This window comes from Arthrobacter sp. BK1 (assembly GCF_056680055.1).
Genome location: NZ_CM155263.1, coordinates 3261085 through 3282436 on the forward strand (window position 1 = coordinate 3261085; position 21352 = coordinate 3282436).

Below are 21352 nucleotides of genomic sequence, written 5' to 3' on the forward strand. Positions count from 1 at the left end.
CCGGTTGTTACGCTGGCGGGCTCGGCCGCGTCCGTTCTGATCTTGGTGGGGATTGCAGGTCTGATGATGCTGGCAAGGCGGTCCGGCCGCCATCCCAGGATGGCGACTGTCGGAATGATTCTTCTGGCAGTCGGATTCGCCTTGTTGCTGGCGGGCGGGCTGATTCAAAACTTCCTCTTCAACGGCGACTTCCCCGGGATGCCCTTCGTCGTCCTCCCGGGCCTCTTAGGGGTGGTGGTCGGACTGTTGCTCATCGGGATCTTCATCGTTCGCTCCGGCGTTCTCCCCAGATGGCTCGGGAACTTCTTCAGCGTCAGCGCAATCGCCCTTGTGGCCGCCAACGACCAGACGGCGGCTGTCCTCCTGGTTATACCGATCGGGCTGGCCATGGTGGCTGCCGGTTTCTTTATGTGGTCCGGTAGCACTAGCTACGTCACCGCGCCTGTGAAGGGCCGCAAAGGCCGCAGAGGCCTCGCTTAGCCCAACACCCTCTCCGGCCCGCAATGGGAACCGGCCACGGTCCTGACGGGCAAGAGGGCTGCCGCCATATTTCAGCGGCAAGGGACCGCCGGAGAGCGGCGAAGGCCAGGGGCAAGTGAGCGAGCGTTGCCGAGAAACCCGCATCAAGTGCGAGAGCGTTGACCAAAAACCCACATCAAGTGCGAGAGCGTCCGAGCACACGACACACGCCTATTGCTTGACGCTTTCCGCGGCTTCCGCATATCCTGAACGAACGGTCGGTAAATAATTCAGTCCACGATGACCGTGCATAGGAGCAATCATGGAAGCCACCGCCCTGCGCGATGCCGAAGGCCAGGCCAACTTTGACCGTGTGATCGCCGACGATTCACGAATCGAACCCAAAGACTGGATGCCGCCGGCCTACCGCAAGACCCTGCTCCGGCAGATCTCCCAGCACGCCCACTCGGAGATCATCGGCATGCAGCCGGAGGCCAACTGGATCTCCCGCGCACCGAGCCTGAAGCGCAAGGCCATCCTCATGGCCAAGGTCCAGGACGAGGCCGGCCACGGGCTGTACCTCTACTCTGCCGCCGAGACCCTGGGTCAAAGCCGCGACGACATGATGGACGCGCTCATCGCCGGCAAGGCCCGCTACTCGTCCATCTTCAACTACCCCGCACGCACGTGGGCGGACATGGGCGCCATCGGCTGGATGGTGGACGGCGCTGCCATCGCCAACCAGGTGCCGTTGTGCCGCGCCTCCTACGGCCCCTACGGCCGCGCCATGGTCCGGGTCTGCAAGGAAGAGTCCTTCCACCAGCGCCAGGGTTTCGAGATCCTCCTGGAACTCGCCAACGGCACCCCGGAGCAGCGCGAGATGGCGCAGGACGCCGTGAACCGCTGGTACGCCCCGGCGCTGATGATGTTCGGCCCGCCGGATGACGATTCGCCCAACTCCAAGCAGTCCATGGCCTGGAACATCAAGCGCTTCAGCAATGATGAACTCCGCCACCGGTTCGTGGGCATGATGGCCGAGCAGGTCAAGGTCCTGGGCCTCAAGCTCCCGGATGACCAGATCCGCTTCAACGAAGAGACCAAGAAGTGGGAGCACGGCCCGCTGGACTGGGACGAGTTCCACGAGGTCCTGGCCGGACGCGGCCCCTGCAACTCCCAGCGGCTGGAACGCCGGCGGGAAGCGCACGACGACGGCGCCTGGGTCCGCGAGGCAGCCGCCGCTTATGCGGCAAAACAGATGGCAAAAGAGTCAATGGAGACGAAGGAATACGCAGCATGAGCCCTCACGGCAACCCGGAAGTCCCGGCCAGTTCAGCCACCGATATCAACCGCGGAGCAGAAAAAGTTTCGGCAGGCCCCGCCGCCGAAACGCACACCAACCGGCAGGGCTGGGGCCTCTGGGAGGTCTTCGTCCGCTCTAGCCGCGGCCTGAGCCACGTCCACGCCGGCTCCCTGCACGCGCCGGACGCCGCCATGGCCCTGCGCAACGCCCGCGATCTCTACACCCGCCGCAACGAGGGCGTGTCCATCTGGGTTGTCCCGGCTGACGCCATCGCCGCCAGCGATCCTGACTCCAAGGGCGCGTTCTTCGAATCCCCGCAGGGCAAGGACTACCGCCACGCCACGTACTACACCAAGAGCGAAGGGGTGAAGCACCTGTGAGCAGCCACAGCGACATTTCCACCGGCGTGGCCGGTGACAGCAACGCTTCCGCCACCCGCATCACGCCCGGCAACGCCCTGCGCCCCGAGGACATCGCCCTCGAAGTCCGGACCGGCCTGGCCAGGCCCACCGAGGACGTGGCCGAGTTCGCTCTCCGGGTAGGGGATGACGCCCTGATCCTGGCCCAGCGCTTGGGCCACTGGATCTCCCGTGCCCCTGAACTGGAAGAGGACATCGCCCTGGGCAACATCGCCCTGGACCAGCTGGGCCATGCCCGTTCCTTCCTCACCTACGCCGGCGGCGCCTGGGACAAGACCGAGGACGAACTGGCCTACTTCCGCAGCGAAACCGAGTTCCGCTCCATCCAGATCTTCGAACAGCCCAACGGCGACTTCGCGGCCACCATCGCCCGGCAGTTTGTGGTGAGCCACTACCAGTTCGAGCTGTACAGCAGGCTGACCAAGTCCACCGATGCCACCCTGGCGGCGATCGCTGCCAAGGCCGTTAAGGAAGTGGATTACCACCGCGACCACAGCGTCCAGTGGGTCCTGCGACTCGCCGGTGGCACGGACGAATCCCGCCGCCGCATGATCCACGGCCTGAAGCTGATGTGGCCATACGTGGAAGAGCTCTTCCGCGACGACGAACTGACTGCCCGCCTGGCTGAAGCCGGCGCCGCCGTCCAGCCTTCCTCGCTGCGGCCCGAGTTCGACCGGCTGATCGGCGCTGTCCTGGCGGAAGCGGAGCTGGAGGTGCCGGACGTTCCGGCTGCCCCCGGCGGCGGCCGTCAGGGGAAGCACTCCGAGCACCTCGGCTACATCCTCGCGGAGATGCAGGTGCTGGCCCGCGAGCATCCCGGAGCAAGCTGGTGACCGCCGTGGCCTTCGAGCAGGCAACGCAACGGAACGCCGCTGACCAGAAGGCGTGGGACATCGCGTCCACGGTCTGCGATCCGGAAATTCCGGTCCTCACCATCGCTGACCTGGGGATTCTCCGGGACGTGCACGTAAAAGAGGACGGCAGGGTAAGGGTCACCATCACGCCCACGTACTCCGGCTGCCCGGCCATGGACGCGATCCGTGACGACCTCCAGACAGCCTTCAAAAAGGAGGGCTACACCGGCGTCGAGGTTGACCTGGTGCTCGCCCCGGCCTGGACCACGGACTGGATGACCGAGTCCGGCAAGGCCAGGCTCAACGAGTACGGCATCGCGCCGCCCACGGGCCGCTCGGACGCTGCACGGCACGCCGGCCCCATCCGGCTGACCATGGCCGTGAAATGCCCCCAGTGCGCCAGCCTGAACACCAAGGAACTCACCCGCTTCGGTTCCACATCCTGCAAGGCGCTGTACGTCTGCCAGGACTGCAAGGAACCGTTCGACTACTTTAAAGTCCTGTAAGGAAGCCCCCATGCCTGTTGTCCGCCAGACCGCCGCAGAAACGGCGCAGGCCACCGGCCGCCGTCGTCCCTCTTTCCACACCCTCACCGTCGGCGAGGTTCGCCGGCTGACCGAGGATGCCATCGAGGTGACGTTCGCTGTCCCGCCGGCGCTCGCCGGACAGTTCGATTACCTGCCCGGGCAGTACGTGGCCCTGCGCACCACCCTGCCGGATGAGACCGGCGAGCCGCACGAGGTGCGCCGCAGCTACTCAATCTGCGCCGAGCCGCGCAGCTTCCCGGACGGCAGCAGCGAGATCCGGGTGGCCGTGAAGAAGGACCTGGGCGGGCTGTTCTCCACCTGGGCCAACTCCGAGCTGAAGGCCGGGGACACGCTGGAGGTCATGAGCCCCATGGGCGCGTTTGTGTCCAAGCACGGCCGCGACGGCAAGCCGGTGGACCAGAACGTCATGAACTCCATGAACCACCCCGAGGATCTGGCGGGGGAGCCGGGCAGCTTTGTGGCCATCGCCGCGGGGTCCGGAATCACCCCGGTGATCGCGATAGCCCGCACGCTGCTGGCCGCCCACCCGGAGACCCGCTTTGACCTGATCTACGCCAACAAGGCCGCCATGGACGTCATGTTCCTGGAGGAGCTGGCGGACCTGAAGGACAAGTACCCGCAGCGCCTGGCCATCCACCACGTGCTGTCCCGCGAGCAGCGGATCGCGCCGCTCCTCTCCGGCCGGATCGATTCGGAGAAGCTGCAGCAGCTCCTCGGCACCGCCATCCACGCGGACGATGTGGACGAGTGGTTCCTGTGCGGGCCGTTCGAGCTGGTGCAGCTGTGCCGGGACACCCTGGCCGAGCGCGGCGTAAAGCCCGAGCATGTCCGGTTCGAACTGTTCACCTCCGGCAAGCCGGACCGCCCCGAGGGCAACGCCGGCCGTCCCGTGCTGGTGGACGAGTCCAAGGAGACGTACAAGATCACGTTCAAGCTGGACGGCCTGCAGGGCGAGGTGGCCAGCCCCACCCACGCACGCGAATCCATCCTCAACGCCGCACTGCGGGTCCGCCCGGACGTGCCGTTCGCGTGCGCCGGGGGAGTGTGCGGCACCTGCCGCGCCAAGCTGGTCACCGGCACCGTGAACATGGACGAAAACTACGCGCTGGAGCAGGATGAACTCGACAAGGGGTACGTGCTGACCTGCCAGAGCCACCCCACCAGCAAGGAAGTCACCGTCGACTTCGACGTCTAAGAAGCTTTCTTCACCCCAGATCTAGGAGCCCCATGATTTCCCTCTCCATCGCCAACGGCGTCGCCGAAGTGGTCCTGAACGCCCCGCACAAGCTGAACTCACTGGACGAGCAGGCGCTCGCGGATTTAACCCAGGCGTACGACGACGCCGCTGCCGCCGCCTCTCGCGGTGAGGTGCGGGCGCTGCTGCTCAGGGGAGAGGGGCGGGCCTTCTGCGCGGGCCGGGACATCCAGAACGTCACCCCGGAGAGCGACGACGCCCAGGCGTACCTGGAAGGGCTCGTGCAGCCGCTGCTGCAGAAGATGGCAGCGTTCCCCGCCCCCACGTTCGCGGCCGCCCAGGGGGCGTGCCTGGGCGTGGGGCTGGGCCTGCTGCTGGCCACGGACGTGGTGTACGTGGCGGAGAACGCGAAGTTCGGCTCGCCGTTCGCGAAGCTGGGGGCGACGCTGGATTCGGGTGGGCATTGGTACTTCACCGAGCGGCTGGGCATGCACCGGACGCTGGACCTGATCTACACCGCGGAGCTCATCTCCGGCGCCGAGGCCGTGGCGCAGGGGATGTTCAGCCGGGCCATGCCCGCGGATGAACTTCTGGACAACACCCGGGAAATTGTTTCGAAGGTGGCCACCGGGGCGACGGGTGCCTTCAAGGCGAGCAAGGAGCTGGTGGCGCACATCCGCGACCAGCGGCTGGGCCTCTGGTCCGCCATGACGGAGGAGAACGCCGAGCAGGCCCGCCTCTGCAAGACGGACGACTATGCCGAGGGCTTCCGGGCCTTCCAGGAGAAGCGTGAGCCAAAGTTTACGGGCTAGAAATTGCTATCTGCAGGGCTTGATTTGTAGGGTTCAGCTATGACAATGGGGAAATCTATTACCAAAGCCGTCATTCCTGCTGCCGGCCTGGGGACTCGCTTCCTGCCCGCCACCAAGGCGATGCCGAAGGAAATGCTGCCGGTGGTTGACCGGCCGGCCATCCAGTACGTGGTGGAGGAGGCTGTTAATGCGGGCCTGACCGACCTGCTGATGATCACGGGCCGCAACAAGCGCGCCCTGGAGGACCACTTCGACCGTGAGCCGGGGCTGGAGCAGGCGCTCGAGAAGAAGGGCGATCAGGGCCGCCTGGACCTGGTGCAGGAAGCGTCCGAACTGGGCCCCATCCACTATGTCCGCCAAGGCGAGGCCAAGGGCCTGGGGCACGCCGTGCTGTGCGCTGCGCAGCACGTGGGTAACGAGCCGTTTGCGGTCCTGCTGGGTGACGACCTCATCGACGAGGCAGAGACCCTGCTGGGGACCATGATGGAGGTGCAGCAGAAGACGGGCGGTTCCGTTATCGCCCTGATCGAGGTGGATCCTTCCGAGATCAGCGCCTATGGCTGTGCTGACATCTCAGCCATTGACGGCGAGGACTACGTCCGCGTGAACAGCCTGGTGGAGAAGCCGGTTGCGGGCGAGGCGCCGTCCAACCTGGCCGTCATCGGCCGGTACGTGTTGCACCCGTCGGTGTTTGGCGTCCTGGAAAACACCGAGCCGGGCCGCGGCGGAGAGATCCAGCTGACGGATGCCCTGCAGACCCTCGCCGCCGGTGAGGGCGAAGGCTCCGGCGTGTACGGCGTGGTCTTCAAGGGCCGGCGCTACGACACCGGCGACAAGCTGAGCTACCTCAAGGCCGTCATCACCCTCGCATCGGAGCGCGTTGAGTTCGGCGAGGATCTGAAGACCTGGATGAAGGCCTTCGTCGGCTAACTGCTGATCGTTCTAACGCCCTACGGGCCCGACATGGGAAGGTGGCGGGCCCGTAGGCGTTTAAGCGCCACAGCGGCCATCAGGGCCCCTATGACAGCACCCCCCGTATTAGTGACAAGATCCAGCGGGCTCGCGAATCGGTTGTGAAGAAACAGCAGCTGACCCAGTTCCATAACCCCGGACACGATCAGCCCAAATGCACCAATTTGCCACCAACGTTTTTCAGGGAAGGCCAAGAATGCCACAGTCCCCAGTGGAATGAAGAGCACGACGTTAGCCGCGGCCTCCACAAACTGGTAATTGAGCCAACCGGGAATTCCGCGGGCGTGGAGGAACTTTAGGAGGCCGGAGAGTTGGCCCTGCACTGGAGCATCGACTGGGCTGGGCCAATAAGCCACCAGAGCCAGCGATAACAGCATGGCCACAAGAAACGCACTCCAAAGCCTATGGTTCTCGAGGTGTTTCAAGGCGCCTTCAGGTGGTCGGGGCGGACGAACTGCCACCGTGTGTTGTGCCATTGCTTCCCCCCCATGAGTCTAATAGTTACCACATGCTTAAATGCAGAGGGTGGGTGGTTCTCCGTTTCCGGAGAACCACCCACCCTCTTTGGTGCTTGTGGGTGCTGTGGTTACGCTGCTGCCTCGGTCTTGGCGCGGCGGCGTACTACAACTACAGAGGCTGCGCCGGCGGCAAGTGCGCCAGCTCCAACCAGGGTCCAGAGGACCAGACCGGAGTCAGCACCGGTGTTGGCTAGGGCCGTACCAGAGTTGGTGAGTGACGCAGGTACGCCGTTGTTGCCACCGGCATTTGATCCTGCAGCCCCATTGTTGGCGAAGCCAGGGGCTACAACAACGCGGACGGGACCTACCGTGTAGCCCGTCACGTCGCTGGTGGCCGTGAGGACGTAGGATCCCGATTCGTTGATAGTGACAGGGACAGAGAACTTACCTTCGCTGTCAGCCTGGGTGGTCAGGGTCTGCGCTTCTAGGAAAACGCTGATCTTGCCGGAGAGTGACCGTCCGCCAGAAATGCTGGCGCCACCCGAAGCGGGTGCGTTACCTGGTGTGACTCGGATGGTGAGGGGCTGATTTTGGAACGGACCCTGTCCGCTGAACCTGAACTGCTCGCCCGGGCCGACAGTGCCGTCAGAAACAGCCGCCTGCGGCGGAATGGATGGGTATCGCGCTGCTACTGCCGGCGCTGAACCTACCAGAGCAAGTGAGCCCGCTAGTGCGAGTGCTGCGAGTGCTTTTTTCATTATTGTCCCCCCGGAGACTTTAAGTTATTGGTGTACCCGATTGAGGAGTTTTCCTCTCCGCAAGAGACCTGTGCGGAAATCCCGGACATTTATCCCACCAAGAACTTACCACCCCTAACGAGCAACCAGCAATCCGAATCCAATCGGTTTACATAGTGTTAACGCGTTGTCTACAACTATTCGTCACAGGTGGCAATTTTTGTGGGCAAGATCACATCTTTGACCGCCTGGACAGTAGGAGTGACGGCCAAGTTAGGTTCCGTATGTTGCACAATCTTCCCGAACGTGAACTCCACTGTTCGGCTTTCCCCTGGCGCGAGCTTGATAGCCAGGAGACCCACGGGCCGGTTGCTGTGGACGTACGGGGCAAAGTCGGTCCGCACGCCGTCCACTTTCGCAGTCTCCGCGTTGGCTTGAACAGGCCCATACGCCACGATGTTTGTCTGGACAGACCCAGGGGGTACGCCATGGACACCCTCACCTGTTACGTAGGCCGGGAGGGAAGTAGCCGCGTCGGCCGGTGCGGTGTTGGTGTTGGTGATGCGTACCGTTGTTTGCTCGTAGCCATCCGCGGGACATTCCTTTATCAGTTGGACTGTCCGCTTGACGTAGTAGTCCATCTTTGCCCCGGTGCCGTCGTTGAAGTACACACCGAACTGGGCGGGGGAAATGCTGGGTCCGGCAATCGAACCGCTTAGCGGGTACTGGGCCAAGATGGATTGTTCCACGGGCTGACCCGACCAGACCAGGACACGCCCCTCAAAAGTGCCGCGGGTAAGCCCTTCGATCAGGCCCTTAGCGTTCCCTTTTCCATCAGCCAAGGAAGCGAAAATCTCTTGTGCAACGCCCGCGAAGTAGGCATCTTGGAGGCCGGGCTCTTCGATCTTGGCATATACATCAGAAAGCAGAGTCTTGACGACATTTTGCCCGGTCAATTCAGTAGGCAAGCCCACAGTTGCTAGTGCCACTAGTTCAGGGTCACGGAGGTTCACCGGACCTGTGGCATCCAGTATGTAGCCCAACGCCACCGGGTCGATCGAGACTACGCCGTCAACGCGCTGTCCGGTCTTCCTCTCCCACATTGTTTGAGCCGTGCTGGCTGCCGTCGGAAAATCGGGCGTCAGGTTCACGTCCTGCATAAACTTGCCAGCGCGCGCCGAGTAGATGTATTGCTGTTCGAGGTCAAAGGGCACGATTGGAGACATGACACCGACTGCGCTAGCGCTGCTTTGAGCCCCAAGCGTCAGCTTTCCCTTGTTGAGACTTAGGACCGCAAGTGCCCCGGGTATGCCGCCCGAGGCTCGGGACTCGGCGTTGTTTTGAATCATAAGGAGATAGTTTCGTGGGGTTTGTGCCCCGAGCATTCCGGGCGCCATGCTCGCAGCGTCCGCGGCTGCATCCAGTGCACCGGTTACATCGTTGAGCTGATCCCTGGCAAGGGCCAGGGGGTCGCCCACCTGCGGGAGCAACTTGGTGGCATCGATCTGATTCAGCCTATTGGCGGACAGCCGAACGGCCTGCGCAGCGGCCGAAATCCTTGGAGAGGCTACCTGTAGAGGCGCCAGATCAGTACCTGAGTTGTTGGGGAGCAGTGCTTTCCAGTCAAGGGAGCCGTATACCCCGACGAGTGGGCCGAGACCGAGGTTAACAACATCGTCGGCCGAACGTGCTACCTCCGCAACCGCGCTCAAGTTCGTACCAACGCCGGGCAGGCTCGAAGCCAGGGTCCAGACGGGATCATTGGCAGCGGCCTTCGCGGCATTGGTGTGGGCGCGAAGTTGTTCTACCGTCTCGGAAGCTTGACCCGCGTCGTCACTCGTAATGTTCTCTTTCAGCTTCCCGATCAAGAGATTCGCCGAATTGAGCTCGGTGTTTATTGTGCTCGCCTTGCTTGCGAGCCAAGCCAGGCTAACCACGGCTATGAGAACCAGCGCTGCAAAGCACAACAGTGCAACCTTGAGAGGACGGCGACGACCCGTCTGGTGGGATCCCAAGCGCGCAACCCCGGGGACATCTTTTGCTTGCGCCTTTGCTTGATTCTCGGCCATGTCAGGGTCGGCCCAGCCCCCGGTAGATCCAACCTGCTGCACGCCATTTGGCAGGGTCCAGAACATTGCGGCCGTCAAGGATCCGACGCGAAGAAACAGCGCTTCCCAAATCGTAAGGGTCCAAATCGCGGTATTCCTCCCACTCCGTAAGTAGGAGCAGAGCATCCGCCTTCAGTACGGCCACGGAGGTATCGCCCTCGTATTGCAGTTCAGGGAATCTGCGTGCAGCGTTTGGAAGCGCCTTAGGGTCCGTCACCGTCACTATCGCCCCCTGCAATTGAAGCTGAGCAGCGATGCTAAGGGCAGGGGAATCCCGAACATCATCACTCTCAGGCTTGAATGCAGCGCCTAACACAGTTACTCGTTTGCCCAGCAGGGAGTCGCCGCACAAGTCGCGCGCAAGCTCCACCACCCGTGTTCTCCTACGCATATTGATTGCATCGACCTCTCGCAGGAACGTAAGGGCTTGGTCCGCCCCCAGTTCTCCTGCCCGCGCCATAAATCCACGGATGTCCTTGGGTAAGCAGCCTCCGCCAAAGCCGATGCCCGCATTGAGGAACTTCCTGCCAATTCGATCGTCCATGCCAATGGCATCAGCGAGCTGGGTGACGTCCGCACCCGATGCTTCGCAGACTTCGGCCATGGCGTTAATGAAGGAAATCTTGGTAGCAAGGAACGAGTTTGCTGCCGCCTTAACCAGTTCCGCAGTCGGGTGGTCGGCAACGATTCGGGCTGTACCGGCTGCGAGGGGAATCGAGTAAACCTCGTCCACAACGGAGACGGCAGGATGCTCCTCGGAACCATCACTGACTCCGTAAACGAATCGGTCCGGGCGTAGCGTATCCTCAACAGCGTGCCCCTCACGGAGGAATTCGGGATTCCACACCAAATGCGTGTCTGGTTGTACTGACTGGATCAGGGCTGCTAGCCGGGATGCCGTACCCACCGGCACCGTGGACTTTCCAACTACTACATCTCCGGGGGATAGGAAAGGAAGGAGGTCTCTTGTGGCTGCATCTACAAATGTCAGATCTGCGCCGTTCTCGCCCTTCTTTTGGGGGGTGCCCACACAGATGAAGTGGACCGCGCTTCCTTCCGCAGCGGAGATATCCGTTGTAAAGGACAGCCGGCCTGTTTCCTGGACCTCCCGCAAGAGGTCTTCAAGTCCTGGCTCATAAAAGGGGGCACGCGCTGCGGATAGTTCTTCAATCTTTCGGGCATCCACGTCAATGCCGACCACCTCGTGGCCCAGCTTGGCCATGCAGGCAGCATGAACGGCACCCAGATAGCCGCAGCCGATTACAGTTATGCGCATTGTGATGGTTCCTTCCCCGGGGGGTGTGTTGTTCGCGGCGATCATGCTATTAGTAGGCGCCCGTGCTGCCAACGACAGCGCGGACGGTCCTAAGGACGATGACCAGATCGCCGGCCAGAGACCAATTTTCCACGTAGTACAAGTCCAGGCGGACTGAGTCCTGCCATGACAGGTTCGAGCGTCCGCTGACCTGCCACAGGCCCGTAAGCCCAGGCTTGACGAGGAGACGTCGCCGTACGTCGCTTTCGTAGGCTTCGACTTCCTTGGGAAGAGGAGGGCGTGGGCCAACCAGACTCATTGATCCACTGAGGACGTTTAACAGCTGAGGTAATTCATCGATACTGAATCGCCTCAGGACGCCGCCTATCCGTGTCACACGTGGATCGTTCTTCATCTTGAAGAGCGGGCCGCTGCCTTCGTTTTGCCGTGCCAGCTCGGCAAGGTGCGCTTCGGCATCGACTGCCATGGAACGGAACTTCAGCATGAGAAAATGGTTCCCCTCCATCCCCACTCGTTCCTGACGGAAAAAGACCGGGCCAGCGCTGTCGAGCTTTATCAAGGTGGCTACGAGGAGCATTGCAGGTGACGCGAGGAGGAGCAGAAAGCCTGCCGCGAAAAGGTCAAAGAGCCGCTTGGCGACACGTTGGCCGGCTTCGAGCGTCGGCGTCGTGACATGGATCAGAGGTAGACCTGCCACCTGCTGAGTATGGATTCGAGGCCCAGCAATGTCTGTGAGCGCCGGGGCCATTATTAGCCCGATGTTCCGAGCGGCCAGCTCCCAGCCCAAGTGACGCAGCGTTTGAGGGTGCAGTTGAACGCCAGCGGACACTGCTACCGCGTCGGCGCCGCAAGCCTCCAAGGCGTTGACTATGGATTGGGGATCGGGTTTGTGTCCGACGATCCTAAGTCCCGAGTGTGGCTCGACCCCCATGCCTGCTTCTTGTCCGGGAATGTATGCGGCGACGGGAAGGTAGCCAGCGTGCTTCGCCCTCTGCAAGGACGCGGCCAAGTGTGCAACAGCACCAGGTCCGCCGAGCAAAAGCAGCCTAGACATACTCCGGCCTTGTCCGCGCCTAATGCTTAGGTGCTGCCGCATCAACCATCGGCCAAGCAAAAGGCCCAGGAGGCCTACGGGGAGAGCAAGCCCCACGTACCCACGTGCCGTGTCAATTCGAAGAACATACGAAACTATGGCCACGAGGCCAAATAGCCACAGGGACGCCGCGGCCACGCGCTTGTACTCGTCTGGTCCGGACCCGAGGATTCGGCTCTGGCGGCTGTTCCAAGCTCCCAGCATCAACCACCAGGCGGCAGCGAGGACCACGGAAAGCCAAACGTACGGCGCGTCTTCGCCTACGGAACTGAATTCCGGGTCCAGTCCGAAACGTATCAAGAACGCACCCATCACTGCCCAAGTAACGACGAAGGCATCGACAATCCTTAAACGCCGTGAAGAACGCCGGCGCCAGTCAGCGTCTTCACTCACCGAATTCCCCCATTTCCGTCTGTTGCTTAGCCGCGAACCGACAGAGAGTTCCCTCTGAACCACTCGACGGTGTTGCGAATTCCTTCTTCGAGTCCAATTGCAGCCGACCAGCCAGCGTGGGTCAGTTTGGAGACATCGAGCAGCTTCCTCGGGGTGCCGTCCGGCTTGGTGGTATCCCAAGCGATTTCGCCTTCGTAGCCGACCGCCGCTGCCACGAGTAAGGCAAGCTCACGAATGGTTACATCGTTGCCTGTCCCCACATTCACCTGCGAAGACCCGTCATAGTTCTCCAGCAGGTGGAGGCAGGCCGCCGCCATGTCGTCCACGTGCAGGAACTCTCGCCGCGGTGACCCCGTTCCCCAGTTTGTGACCACTTTGGCACCAGATTTCGCTGCTTCGTCATAGCGGCGTATCAGCGCAGGCAAGACATGCGAACCGGTTGGTGAGAAGTTGTCGCCAGGGCCGTACAAATTCGTCGGCATGGCGGAGATCCAAGGAAGTCCGTATTGACGCCGGACCGCCTGGATCTGAATGATTCCGGCGATCTTGGCAATCGCATACGCATCGTTGGTTGGTTCCAAATGCCCAGTGAGCAGGGAGTCTTCCCGAATTGGCTGTTCGGCAAACTTTGGATAGATGCAGGACGATCCCAAGAAGAGCAGACGCTCGACGCCGTGTTCGCGGGCCGCGTCGAGGACATTGACCTGGATCCTCAAATTGTCGCTGAGAAAGTCCACGGGATATGTGCTATTGGCGAGGATCCCGCCGACTTTGGCGGCGGCGAGGACGACGTAACGGGGTTTCGTTTCGTGAAAGAAGTTGAAAACCGCGTCGCGGTTCTTCAGATCGAGTTCAGATGAACTGCGCCCGACGAGATCCTGGAAGCCTTCGCTGTCCAGCGTCCGCCAGATAGCGGAGCCCACAAGTCCACGATGGCCAGCGACGTAGAAAGTTGAGGAACGGTCAAGGGCGGCGGGTTCGAACGAGACGTCCTCGGACACTACTTCTTCCAGCTTTCGAGCTCCACGTTGTCGATCCAGTGATTGCCGGCGTGCCTGAGGGCCTCGATGTCTGCATCGACCATGATCCGAGCCAGTTCCGGCGTGTGGACCGAGGCCTTCCAGCCGAGCTTTTCCTGAGCTTTGGATGCGTCACCGACAAGTGCATCCACTTCAGTCGGACGGAGGTAGCGCTCGTCAAAACGGACGTGGTTCTCCCAGTTCAGACCCGCGTGTTCAAATGAAATCTGGAGAAAGTCACGAACGGTGTAGTTGCCACCTGTTGCAAGCACGAAGTCGTCGGGCTCATCAGCCTGCAGCATCCGCCACATACCTTCAACGTACTCTGCGGCATATCCCCAGTCCCGAACTGCATCCAGGTTACCCATGTACAGCAGGTCCTGCTTGCCAGCCTTGATGGCGGCTACGGCCCGTGTAATCTTGCGGGTCACAAACGTCTCACCTCGTCGGGGTGATTCGTGGTTGAACAGGATGCCGTTGACGGCAAACATTCCGTAAGCCTCGCGGTAGTTCTTTGTAATCCAGTAGCTGTAAACCTTTGCAGCTCCATAAGGAGAACGCGGATAGAACGGCGTCTCTTCGTTTTGCGGCGGAGGGGTAGCGCCAAACATCTCTGAGGATGAAGCCTGGTAAAACCGAGTTTCGATGCCGGACATCCTGACGGCTTCAAGCAACCTAATGGTTCCAACGCCGGTTGTGTCCGCTGTGTGCTCGGGCTCGTCGAAAGAGACTCGGACGTGTGACTGCGCGGCTAGGTTGTAGACCTCATCCGGCTTTATTTGAGCCAGAAGAGTTACCAATCGGGCACCGTCGCTCAGATCGCCATAGTGTAGAAAGAGCCTAGCCTTGGTGTCATGAGGGTCTACGTAAAGGTGATCCACGCGTGCCGTGTTAAAGGTGGATGCGCGGCGGATAAGGCCGTGAACTTCATAACCCTTGCCGAGCAGCAGCTCGGCTAGGTACGAGCCATCCTGTCCGGTGATCCCAGTTATAAGTGCGCGCTTTGTCATTTTGCCCCCGTGAAGCGAAAAAAGAGTCGCGTCGCCTAATGGCTGCGCGACGATGCCAGACTCGTAATGAACACATCATAATGGTCTACAGCGGCGGACTCGGACAATGTGTCGCGACTGAAGCGAAGTCCGCTTGCTCCTAGTTCCGAGGCAGCGATTGAGTCCTGACCGAGGGCTTGGGCAGCGTCAACGAGGGCCACCGGGTCGGCGGCATCTACGCGAACACCGCCACCGGAGGCGGCGATTTCGAACGAAGTGACACTTCCCTCATCTGTGGCTGCCAGCACCGGCACGCCGGCGTTAAAGTATGACGTTAGTTTACTCGGGACCGCCATGTCCCTAACCCCAGGCAGCTCATTGACAAGCAAGACGTCGGCTGCGACAAGCGCCAACTGAAATTCGTTCCCAGGCAACGGATCCACGAAGTCCAGATTGCCGACACCGTTCGCTAGTGATTCAAGATGCCCACGCTGGTTCCCGTCTCCCATAAGAACGAAACGCACGCGGCTCTGGCGTGACTGAGCAATCCGTGCAGCCTTGATCACATTTTCGAGCCCCTGTTTCTTACCCATGTTTCCTGCATGCAGTACAACGATATCGTCGGCATCCCAACCGAAGTCTCGACGAAACGCCTCCCGCCCCTCCGTCGGGGAAGCAGGCAGGTGCGTCCAGTTGCGGATTACAGCCACGGCGCCCCTTGATACGCCAAGGGAACTAACGATGTGTTCCCGGAAGCGTTCATGGATTGCGACTACGCCATCAGCCGATCGGAGGATCCTTGATTCAATGCGAGCTACGATCCCCGCAGCCCGACTGCCGCCAGCTCCAGTCTCTATTAGCCCTCGGCTGTAAATGTCTTGGACCCATATACCGATCGCGGGGCGACGCAGTTGGACGCGCGCCCGAAGCATGACGAGTCCACTAGAAAAGAGCGCCGGGCTTACCAACAGCACGACATCTGGCCTACCCCAGTCGGCGAATATCGCCCGCATTCCGAAACTCAACTCCATGTGCATTCGTTGGATTGTGTTGGGTCTCCGCGGGACGTGATGGCGAAGCCGTCGTACCCTGATGCCGTTGATGAGTTCATCTCGCGACCAGCCGTCGTATCCCTCCCGCCTTCGCCATTCAGGGTAGTGCGGGTACCCCGTTATAATCTGAACGGTGTGGCCAGCAGCCGCCAGTCCCTCCGCCAAGCTGGCAGTGTAGGGGGCGTTGCCCGTGGGTTCCGGGGCATAGTTGAGTGCAAGAATAGTTACGCGCAATTTTGGTGGAGTCACAAGTGCAAGAATAGCGTCGGGGAGTGGATGCTTGATCGACTGACCCAAGCGCTGTGCTGATCGGGGGAACATGAGCAAGGAACAACGGGTCATCGACCTTTCCCGCGCTCCGGGTGAACGGACAAGTTGGGGCAGGCCAAAGATCGTGGTTTACCTCTGGGCTGCAGCGGAGCTGCTGTTTGTCACGAACGCATGGCAAATCAGTTCGCAACTCAGGATCAAAGTGCTTCGTTTGTTTGGTGCAGAAATCGGTTGTGACGTGATCTTCCGTCCTCGGACGCGAGTCAAATTCCCTTGGAACCTGCATGTTGGCGATCGGGCCTGGATTGGCGACGGAGTCTGGATACACAACCAAGACAATGTCACGCTTGGTCACGATTCTGTCGTTTCACAGGAGACATTTATCACAACAGGAAGCCATGCGCACCGGCGTGACATGGCATTGATAACCAAGCCGGTGATTGTCGAACCGGGCGCATGGCTAACAGTTCGTTCGGTAGTGCTGGGTGGAACGACTATCGGAACGTCCGCAATAGTCACACCAAACTCAGTGGCGGGGCCAAATCAGGTGCTCGAAGCCGGTGGAATTTACACAGGCAATCCCGCCCGAAAATCGGGCGAACGGTTTCCCGAGTTATGAATGCTGTGATTGTTCGGATTGAACGTAGATCGAGATGAGATTGTGAAGCCTTCTACTTTAGTGGACGCGACTGTCGTAATTCTGACCAAGAATGAGGAACGCCATATTCGCCGTGCCGTCGAAAGTGCGCGCGATTTTCGGTACGTCCTGGTGGTTGATTCGGCGAGCGAAGACGCCACGGCTCTAATTGCGGAGCAAGCGGGTGCTCGTGTATTGCAGTTTAACTGGAATGGTCAGTACCCCAAGAAAAAGGAATGGAGCCTCGCGCATGCGAAAACGGACTGGGTATTCTATCTAGATGCTGATGAATACTTTGAACCGGGTCAGATTGAAGATATTATGCGGACCGTGGCCGATACATCGGCCTCAGCTTACGAAGTTCCACTTCGATACTTCTGGGTGGGACGAGAACTCAAGCACGGTCACCGTGTAACGAAGCGAATCGGAATGCGCAAAAGTAAATCATTTTGGCCGAGACCCGATGACCTTGACGTACAAAATATGTGGGAAGTCGAAGGCCATTACCAGCCTCAAATCTCCGAAGGATCGGTGACCAGAGGACAATTGCCCATTGGTCATCAGGATGAGGATGGGTTGTATGACTACTTTGGCCGACACAACCGCTACAGTGACTGGGAGGCGCACATGTTGCACAAGGGCGACGCAGTTTCCCGTCAGAGTAGGTCCCGGTTAGGTCGTATTGCAGTAAAATTACCTGCTAAACCCGTTGTCTTTTTTGTTTACTCCTATTTCTTCCGATTGGGATTTCTAGATGGATCAGCCGGTTTGAGTTATGCGATTGCTCTTTCTTTTTACTACTGGCAAATTGATCTTAAGATTAGGGAACTAAAGTTTTCCTAGACTTTACAAAGATCAGATTTGGAACCAGACACTGAGGGGATGCAAAATTAACGAAGTTCATCCGCACTATGACTTTTGTGTTATCGGCGCAGGTACGCTTGGCATCTACTTGGCAGGAATGCTCGCCGCGCCCGGCAAGAAAGTGCTGTTGCTCGAGGCTGGACGCAATGCAGGAGACGGGCGGACGTCGCTTGTGGATACTGCTGCCGCGAAGGTAAGCCAACACGTTGGCATTCGAGACGGCTGGACCACCGGACTGGGCGGAACAAGCCAAATTTGGGGAGGCCAACTGTGGCCATGGGAACGCTGGGAAATGAGTTTGGACTCTATCGACGGGTTGAGCCAGTGGCCCATCGATTTCGATGAAGTATTTCCGTACTATGACAAGGTCCTAGACGGCATAGGCCTGTCCGCCGCCCACCGAGAAATACATGAGGGTCGCCATGTTCTTGGGCCCTTGAATTTACCTAGCGAAAATGTGGGTATAAAGTTTTCGACCTGGATGGGCTGGAGATCCCGCAACTTTAGCGTCAATCGTTTGCTGCGCCGAAGGTTGTCCGGCGCACATGTTGTTGAGGGAGCGGTTGTTCACGGGATCCGGGAGAGTTTGGGTAAAGCTGCAGAGATTGCCTTGATAAACCGTTTAGGAGAGAACGAAACCTATCGCGCAACAACCGTGATCCTTGCTGCGGGAACGTTCGGAAACACTCGTATCTTAGCGGGCAGCGATATCGCGGCAGGTCTTCCCCGTTTGGGCTCTGGATTCGTCGACCATGTATCGAAGCGCGTAGCGGCCTTATCAGTTACGGACTGGGCGAGATTCCGCGATTTTGCCAGTTACCGGCATTATAAGGGAGTTCTATGCTCACCGCGCCTTGTACCCACCGAATGCTTCGTGCGTCAGAGCGCTCTACTTCCGAGCTACGCCCACTTTGAGTTTGAACTGCCTGCAGAGTCATTTCCACGCAAGGCACGAGATTTTCTACGGGCCCGACAATCGAACGTGATGCCACCGAAACTGTCGGGAGTCTTGAACTCCGCAGTCAGAGATCTGCCCAATTTGGTGGAGTCAGTTTCTAGGTCCATAATCAAACGTCAGAGGCCCATATTCAAATCTTCTAATGTCTATTTGCGGGTTGATGTTCAGCAACCTACGCGACACGAGTCTCGTCTCTCCTGGAAAACTTCAGGCACACAAGGAGTTCAAATCCAATTGAATTGGAGAGTCGGAGAGGAAGAGAACGACTCGGCGAATGCTTTCGGCAGAGAAGTCCTTGCCGTTTTAGAAGAAATCAATGTAGGAGCAGTGACCCACGAGCTCTTGCCGGATGCTGGTTTCAAGGACATCTTTCACATGATGGGCGGCACGCCAATGGGATTGTCTCCAATGGAAGGTGTTGTGGACACCAACCTCAAGGTGTTCGGGACAGACAACGTCTATGTCGCCGGGGCTTCTGTGTTTCCTAGCGGAGGTCTGGCCAATCCAACTTTTACCGCCCTAGCCCTAGCTCACAGATTGGCTCAGCACCTTGAATCAACTTGACTCGACAACTATCCCGGGATCGGCGAGACGGGTCACATCCAGGATCGGGTTGGGACTAGCGACTCTCATGCGCGAAGGTTCACGCACGAGAAGGCAAAGGCTCTTCGATACTGCGTACGATGCCGGCATCCGTCATTTTGATGTTGCACCGTTATATGGTCTCGGGATTGCTGAGGGCGAATTGGGCCGCCTTATTCCGCGGACTAGGGGTGACATCACTGTAGCGACCAAATTCGGATTGCTTCCTTCTCCTGGCTCACGCGTTGTTGCCAAAGTACAACGGCCCCTTCGCCAATTGATGGCCCGTTCCGAGCGACTTCGAACGATGGCACGCAAGCATTCGAAGTCGGCCGTTGCAGTCGAGGCTCCAAAGATCGCCGATGTTCGTGCGAGTCTTCGCAGAAGCCTACGTCTTATGGGATTGGAGTACATCGATATTCTCCTGCTGCACGATATGGCATGGGAGCCGGAGATGCAGGATTTGTGGGGAGAGCTTTGCGGCGGTGACGCGATGACGGAGGTCGGGGCACTTGGTGTGACAGGTGACTCTGCAGTCCTAAAAGAATATCCCGAATCGTTCTTGGACGATGTCAAAGTCTTGCAGGTGCCTGGCAATTCTGAAGTTGCGAACACATGCCTCAATAGGGACGCTCTTATCATTACGTATGGCCTATTGTCGACGTCGCTTTCGCCATTAGGAAGTTGGTTGGATGAAAATTCTAAGGTTCAAAATAAATTGGAAGAGATTGTAGGTCAGGAACTCTCAAGTATCGAATCGAGAGCTTCTTTCCTTGCGTCTTTGTCGCTGTCCCGAGACGATTCCTCGATTTTGCTCATTGGCTCTACCCGGCCGACTCACATTGAAACACTCTGCGCGGGTGTCAGTCGGTTTCACCCGAAATTAGTAGAAAATAAAAAGATAGTTGAAGATCTTCTCGAACATGGTAGGAATGGACAATTTTAATATGGCGCCTGAGGTCGGAACCAAGGTTTTGAGAATTTGCCAAATAAATTCAGTTGTTGCAGAGATATATGGCGGTCCGTCCATAGGTTCTGTGGCGCTCAATTCAAAACTGCGTGAGATCGGGGTAGACGCAGTTTTATACGCAACAAATCTAAACGGGTCGCCCGGATCGCGGCTCAGCCAGGCGGAAGAAGCCCGCTATCGGGAAAGCGGAGCCGTAATAGAGCTCTTCGAGTCCGCATGGCCATCAATATTGCAGAATGGGAGAGGATTCTTGAGGTCTCTCATTCGGGTTGGCCCAAAGGCTGATTTATTTCATCTGGATGGTCAATATCAACTACCCCTCGTATACGGCTATTTTGTGGCCCGATGGTTTAAGGTGCCCTATGGCATTCAGCCGCATGGCAGCCTTGAGCCATATCAACGCGCTAAATCCCGTCTTAAGAAGTGGCTATACAATGTCGCAATTGGAAATCGCATTCTTCGAGAGGCGACTTATGTCCATTTCGCTTCAGCTTCTGAGGCGGAGAGAGCCAGGGACGTGGTGCGACCTGACCAGGAAGTTATTGTTCCGCTGGGTGCGAGTTTGCCTCCGGAGAAATCTGTTTCCTCGCTTTCAAATCTATTCAATAAGACAGAACGAAATGAAAGAGTTTTATTCCTTGGTAGACTTACGCACAAAAAGCGCCCCGACTTGCTACTTCATGCATGGGCTGGGGCCAGTCGGACAGAAGGCTCAGTGCTGATCATTGCCGGACCTGATGAGGACATCACGGCAACCGAACTGCAGCGACTCGCCAGCACTCTCGGCGTATCCGAATCGGTTATCTTTGCTGGTCAAGTCACCGGGCCTGAAAAATCATGGCTTTATCGCAACTGTGGAACGTTCGTATTGGCATCTGAAAATGAAAACTTTGCGCTCACTGTGGGCGAAGCAATGTTAGGTGGATGCCATGTAATAGCGAGCAATGGCGTCGCGGCAAGTGAATTCTTGATACATGCCGGATCCGGGCGCGTCTTGGCTGATATGGATGTCCACTCCTTGGCTGACGCTTTATCCGAGGCTTTGACAAAAGAGGAAGTTACCGCTGAGTCGGGTCGGCGAGCCGCTGGCTACGCGGACGCGAACCTTAGTTGGCAGCCGTTAGCATCAGCCTTAGCCGAGATTGCTGGGCGAGGCCACAACAAATAGTTGAATCATCTTTTAAAACGATTGCCAAGACGTGTCCTTGCGTCCGTGCTTTCATGTTGCGACCGGCTGAAACGCGTTCGCTGGCTTGTGTCTCTCAAGTGGTTTGTATCTCTTAAATAGCCCTGTTGACGTGGGGTGGTTGTCGTTTAGGGGCCCTTCGCAGATGAGCGTGGTTAGGTCAGTCTGAGACTCCGTCGTGGTTTCGGGGCTCTTCAAGGT

At 59.0% G+C, this 21352-nt stretch carries 21 protein-coding genes; 13 read left to right on the forward strand and 8 right to left on the reverse strand.

From position 1 onward, the window contains the following. Positions 1-114 precede the first annotated feature (114 nt). The 8 genes from AC1MCA_RS14885 to galU all read left to right on the forward strand — a co-directional run bounded on the left by AC1MCA_RS14885 (position 115) and on the right by galU (position 6517). Positions 115-480, forward strand: a complete 366-nt coding sequence (locus tag AC1MCA_RS14885) for a hypothetical protein (RefSeq protein WP_479798691.1) — start codon at positions 115-117, stop codon at positions 478-480. A gap of 301 nt (positions 481-781) precedes the next feature. Continuing rightward, positions 782-1756: a 1,2-phenylacetyl-CoA epoxidase subunit PaaA gene (paaA, locus tag AC1MCA_RS14890; RefSeq protein WP_108599344.1), complete on the forward strand. Its 975-nt coding sequence runs from the start codon at positions 782-784 to the stop codon at positions 1754-1756. Then, positions 1753-2139, forward strand: a complete 387-nt coding sequence (gene paaB / locus AC1MCA_RS14895) for a 1,2-phenylacetyl-CoA epoxidase subunit PaaB (RefSeq protein WP_479798695.1) — start codon at positions 1753-1755, stop codon at positions 2137-2139. Before paaA ends, paaB begins: the two co-directional genes overlap by 4 nt. Continuing rightward, a complete protein-coding gene (gene paaC / locus AC1MCA_RS14900; protein ID WP_479798697.1) occupies positions 2136-3011 on the forward strand; it encodes a 1,2-phenylacetyl-CoA epoxidase subunit PaaC in 876 nt (291 codons plus the stop codon). Before paaB ends, paaC begins: the two co-directional genes overlap by 4 nt. After that, complete coding sequence (gene paaD, locus AC1MCA_RS14905) at positions 3008-3538, forward strand: 1,2-phenylacetyl-CoA epoxidase subunit PaaD (RefSeq protein ID WP_479798699.1); 531 nt, start codon at positions 3008-3010, stop codon at positions 3536-3538. The genes paaC and paaD overlap by 4 nt, the downstream gene beginning before the upstream one ends. A gap of 10 nt (positions 3539-3548) precedes the next feature. Further along, the gene (gene paaE, locus AC1MCA_RS14910) at positions 3549-4775 is read left to right on the forward strand and encodes a 1,2-phenylacetyl-CoA epoxidase subunit PaaE (protein WP_479798701.1); all 1227 of its coding nucleotides are present in this window, start codon (positions 3549-3551) and stop codon (positions 4773-4775) included. 32 nt (positions 4776-4807) lie between these two features. Then, the gene (locus AC1MCA_RS14915) at positions 4808-5587 is read left to right on the forward strand and encodes an enoyl-CoA hydratase/isomerase family protein (protein WP_479798703.1); all 780 of its coding nucleotides are present in this window, start codon (positions 4808-4810) and stop codon (positions 5585-5587) included. Positions 5588-5626: 39 nt separating this feature from the next. Then, positions 5627-6517: a UTP--glucose-1-phosphate uridylyltransferase GalU gene (galU, locus tag AC1MCA_RS14920; RefSeq protein ID WP_479798705.1), complete on the forward strand. Its 891-nt coding sequence runs from the start codon at positions 5627-5629 to the stop codon at positions 6515-6517. 20 nt (positions 6518-6537) lie between these two features. On the opposite strand, the gene AC1MCA_RS14925 is transcribed toward galU, so the two are convergent. The 8 genes from AC1MCA_RS14925 to AC1MCA_RS14960 all read right to left on the reverse strand — a co-directional run bounded on the left by AC1MCA_RS14925 (position 6538) and on the right by AC1MCA_RS14960 (position 16026). Beyond that, positions 6538-7035 (reverse strand): VanZ family protein, encoded by a 498-nt coding sequence (locus AC1MCA_RS14925; RefSeq protein WP_479798707.1) that lies wholly within the window; start codon positions 7033-7035, stop codon positions 6538-6540. Positions 7036-7145: 110 nt separating this feature from the next. Further along, positions 7146-7775 carry an LPXTG cell wall anchor domain-containing protein gene (locus AC1MCA_RS14930; protein ID WP_479798709.1) on the reverse strand — a complete coding sequence of 210 codons (630 nt, stop codon included), beginning with the start codon at positions 7773-7775 and terminating at the stop codon, positions 7146-7148. Between the two features lie 176 nt (positions 7776-7951). After that, positions 7952-9721 (reverse strand): DUF4012 domain-containing protein, encoded by a 1770-nt coding sequence (locus tag AC1MCA_RS14935; RefSeq protein WP_479798711.1) that lies wholly within the window; start codon positions 9719-9721, stop codon positions 7952-7954. A 103-nt stretch (positions 9722-9824) separates the two neighbouring features. Next, positions 9825-11138 carry a UDP-glucose dehydrogenase family protein gene (locus tag AC1MCA_RS14940; RefSeq protein ID WP_479798716.1) on the reverse strand — a complete coding sequence of 438 codons (1314 nt, stop codon included), beginning with the start codon at positions 11136-11138 and terminating at the stop codon, positions 9825-9827. Positions 11139-11187: 49 nt separating this feature from the next. Continuing rightward, on the reverse strand, positions 11188-12687 hold the full coding sequence (locus AC1MCA_RS14945; protein ID WP_479798720.1) for a sugar transferase: 1500 nt from the start codon (positions 12685-12687) through the stop codon (positions 11188-11190). Next, entirely contained in the window at positions 12651-13625 is a 975-nt protein-coding gene (locus AC1MCA_RS14950; protein ID WP_479798723.1) for a GDP-L-fucose synthase family protein, read from the reverse strand. The genes AC1MCA_RS14945 and AC1MCA_RS14950 overlap by 37 nt, the downstream gene beginning before the upstream one ends. Then, complete coding sequence (gene gmd / locus AC1MCA_RS14955; protein WP_479798725.1) at positions 13625-14653, reverse strand: GDP-mannose 4,6-dehydratase; 1029 nt, start codon at positions 14651-14653, stop codon at positions 13625-13627. The genes AC1MCA_RS14950 and gmd overlap by 1 nt, the downstream gene beginning before the upstream one ends. Before the next feature lie 35 nt (positions 14654-14688). Further along, positions 14689-16026 carry a glycosyltransferase family 4 protein gene (locus tag AC1MCA_RS14960; RefSeq protein ID WP_479798727.1) on the reverse strand — a complete coding sequence of 446 codons (1338 nt, stop codon included), beginning with the start codon at positions 16024-16026 and terminating at the stop codon, positions 14689-14691. Between AC1MCA_RS14960 and AC1MCA_RS14965 the strand changes: the two genes are divergently transcribed. The 5 genes from AC1MCA_RS14965 (at position 16004) to AC1MCA_RS14985 (ending at position 21133) form a co-directional block, all read left to right on the forward strand. Further along, positions 16004-16573: an LbetaH domain-containing protein gene (locus AC1MCA_RS14965; protein ID WP_479798730.1), complete on the forward strand. Its 570-nt coding sequence runs from the start codon at positions 16004-16006 to the stop codon at positions 16571-16573. The genes AC1MCA_RS14960 and AC1MCA_RS14965 overlap by 23 nt on opposite strands. 60 nt (positions 16574-16633) lie before the next feature. Next, positions 16634-17434: a glycosyltransferase family 2 protein gene (locus tag AC1MCA_RS14970; RefSeq protein WP_479798733.1), complete on the forward strand. Its 801-nt coding sequence runs from the start codon at positions 16634-16636 to the stop codon at positions 17432-17434. 118 nt (positions 17435-17552) lie between these two features. Further along, on the forward strand, positions 17553-18977 hold the full coding sequence (locus AC1MCA_RS14975; protein WP_479803412.1) for a GMC oxidoreductase: 1425 nt from the start codon (positions 17553-17555) through the stop codon (positions 18975-18977). A gap of 49 nt (positions 18978-19026) precedes the next feature. Next, positions 19027-19941 (forward strand): aldo/keto reductase, encoded by a 915-nt coding sequence (locus AC1MCA_RS14980; protein ID WP_479798736.1) that lies wholly within the window; start codon positions 19027-19029, stop codon positions 19939-19941. After that, positions 19928-21133 (forward strand): glycosyltransferase, encoded by a 1206-nt coding sequence (locus tag AC1MCA_RS14985; protein WP_479798738.1) that lies wholly within the window; start codon positions 19928-19930, stop codon positions 21131-21133. The genes AC1MCA_RS14980 and AC1MCA_RS14985 overlap by 14 nt, the downstream gene beginning before the upstream one ends. Positions 21134-21352: the final 219 nt, after the last annotated feature.

What these genes read in the sequence shown, in the direction of transcription:
- AC1MCA_RS14915 (WP_479798703.1), top strand. Translation starts at nt 4,808, where the DNA reads ATGATTTCCCTCTCCATCGCCAACGGCGTCGCCGAAGTGGTCCTGAAC.
- paaE (WP_479798701.1), top strand. Translation starts at nt 3,549, where the DNA reads ATGCCTGTTGTCCGCCAGACCGCCGCAGAAACGGCGCAGGCCACCGGC.
- AC1MCA_RS14965 (WP_479798730.1), top strand. Translation starts at nt 16,004, where the DNA reads ATGAGCAAGGAACAACGGGTCATCGACCTTTCCCGCGCTCCGGGTGAA.
- AC1MCA_RS14930 (WP_479798709.1), bottom strand. Translation starts at nt 7,775, where the DNA reads ATGAAAAAAGCACTCGCAGCACTCGCACTAGCGGGCTCACTTGCTCTG.
- AC1MCA_RS14985 (WP_479798738.1), top strand. Translation starts at nt 19,928, where the DNA reads ATGGACAATTTTAATATGGCGCCTGAGGTCGGAACCAAGGTTTTGAGA.
- gmd (WP_479798725.1), bottom strand. Translation starts at nt 14,653, where the DNA reads ATGACAAAGCGCGCACTTATAACTGGGATCACCGGACAGGATGGCTCG.
- AC1MCA_RS14885 (WP_479798691.1), top strand. Translation starts at nt 115, where the DNA reads ATGATTCTTCTGGCAGTCGGATTCGCCTTGTTGCTGGCGGGCGGGCTG.
- galU (WP_479798705.1), top strand. Translation starts at nt 5,627, where the DNA reads ATGACAATGGGGAAATCTATTACCAAAGCCGTCATTCCTGCTGCCGGC.
- paaA (WP_108599344.1), top strand. Translation starts at nt 782, where the DNA reads ATGGAAGCCACCGCCCTGCGCGATGCCGAAGGCCAGGCCAACTTTGAC.
- AC1MCA_RS14940 (WP_479798716.1), bottom strand. Translation starts at nt 11,138, where the DNA reads ATGCGCATAACTGTAATCGGCTGCGGCTATCTGGGTGCCGTTCATGCT.
- AC1MCA_RS14960 (WP_479798727.1), bottom strand. Translation starts at nt 16,026, where the DNA reads ATGACCCGTTGTTCCTTGCTCATGTTCCCCCGATCAGCACAGCGCTTG.
- paaB (WP_479798695.1), top strand. Translation starts at nt 1,753, where the DNA reads ATGAGCCCTCACGGCAACCCGGAAGTCCCGGCCAGTTCAGCCACCGAT.
- AC1MCA_RS14925 (WP_479798707.1), bottom strand. Translation starts at nt 7,035, where the DNA reads ATGGCACAACACACGGTGGCAGTTCGTCCGCCCCGACCACCTGAAGGC.
- AC1MCA_RS14975 (WP_479803412.1), top strand. Translation starts at nt 17,553, where the DNA reads ATGCTCGCCGCGCCCGGCAAGAAAGTGCTGTTGCTCGAGGCTGGACGC.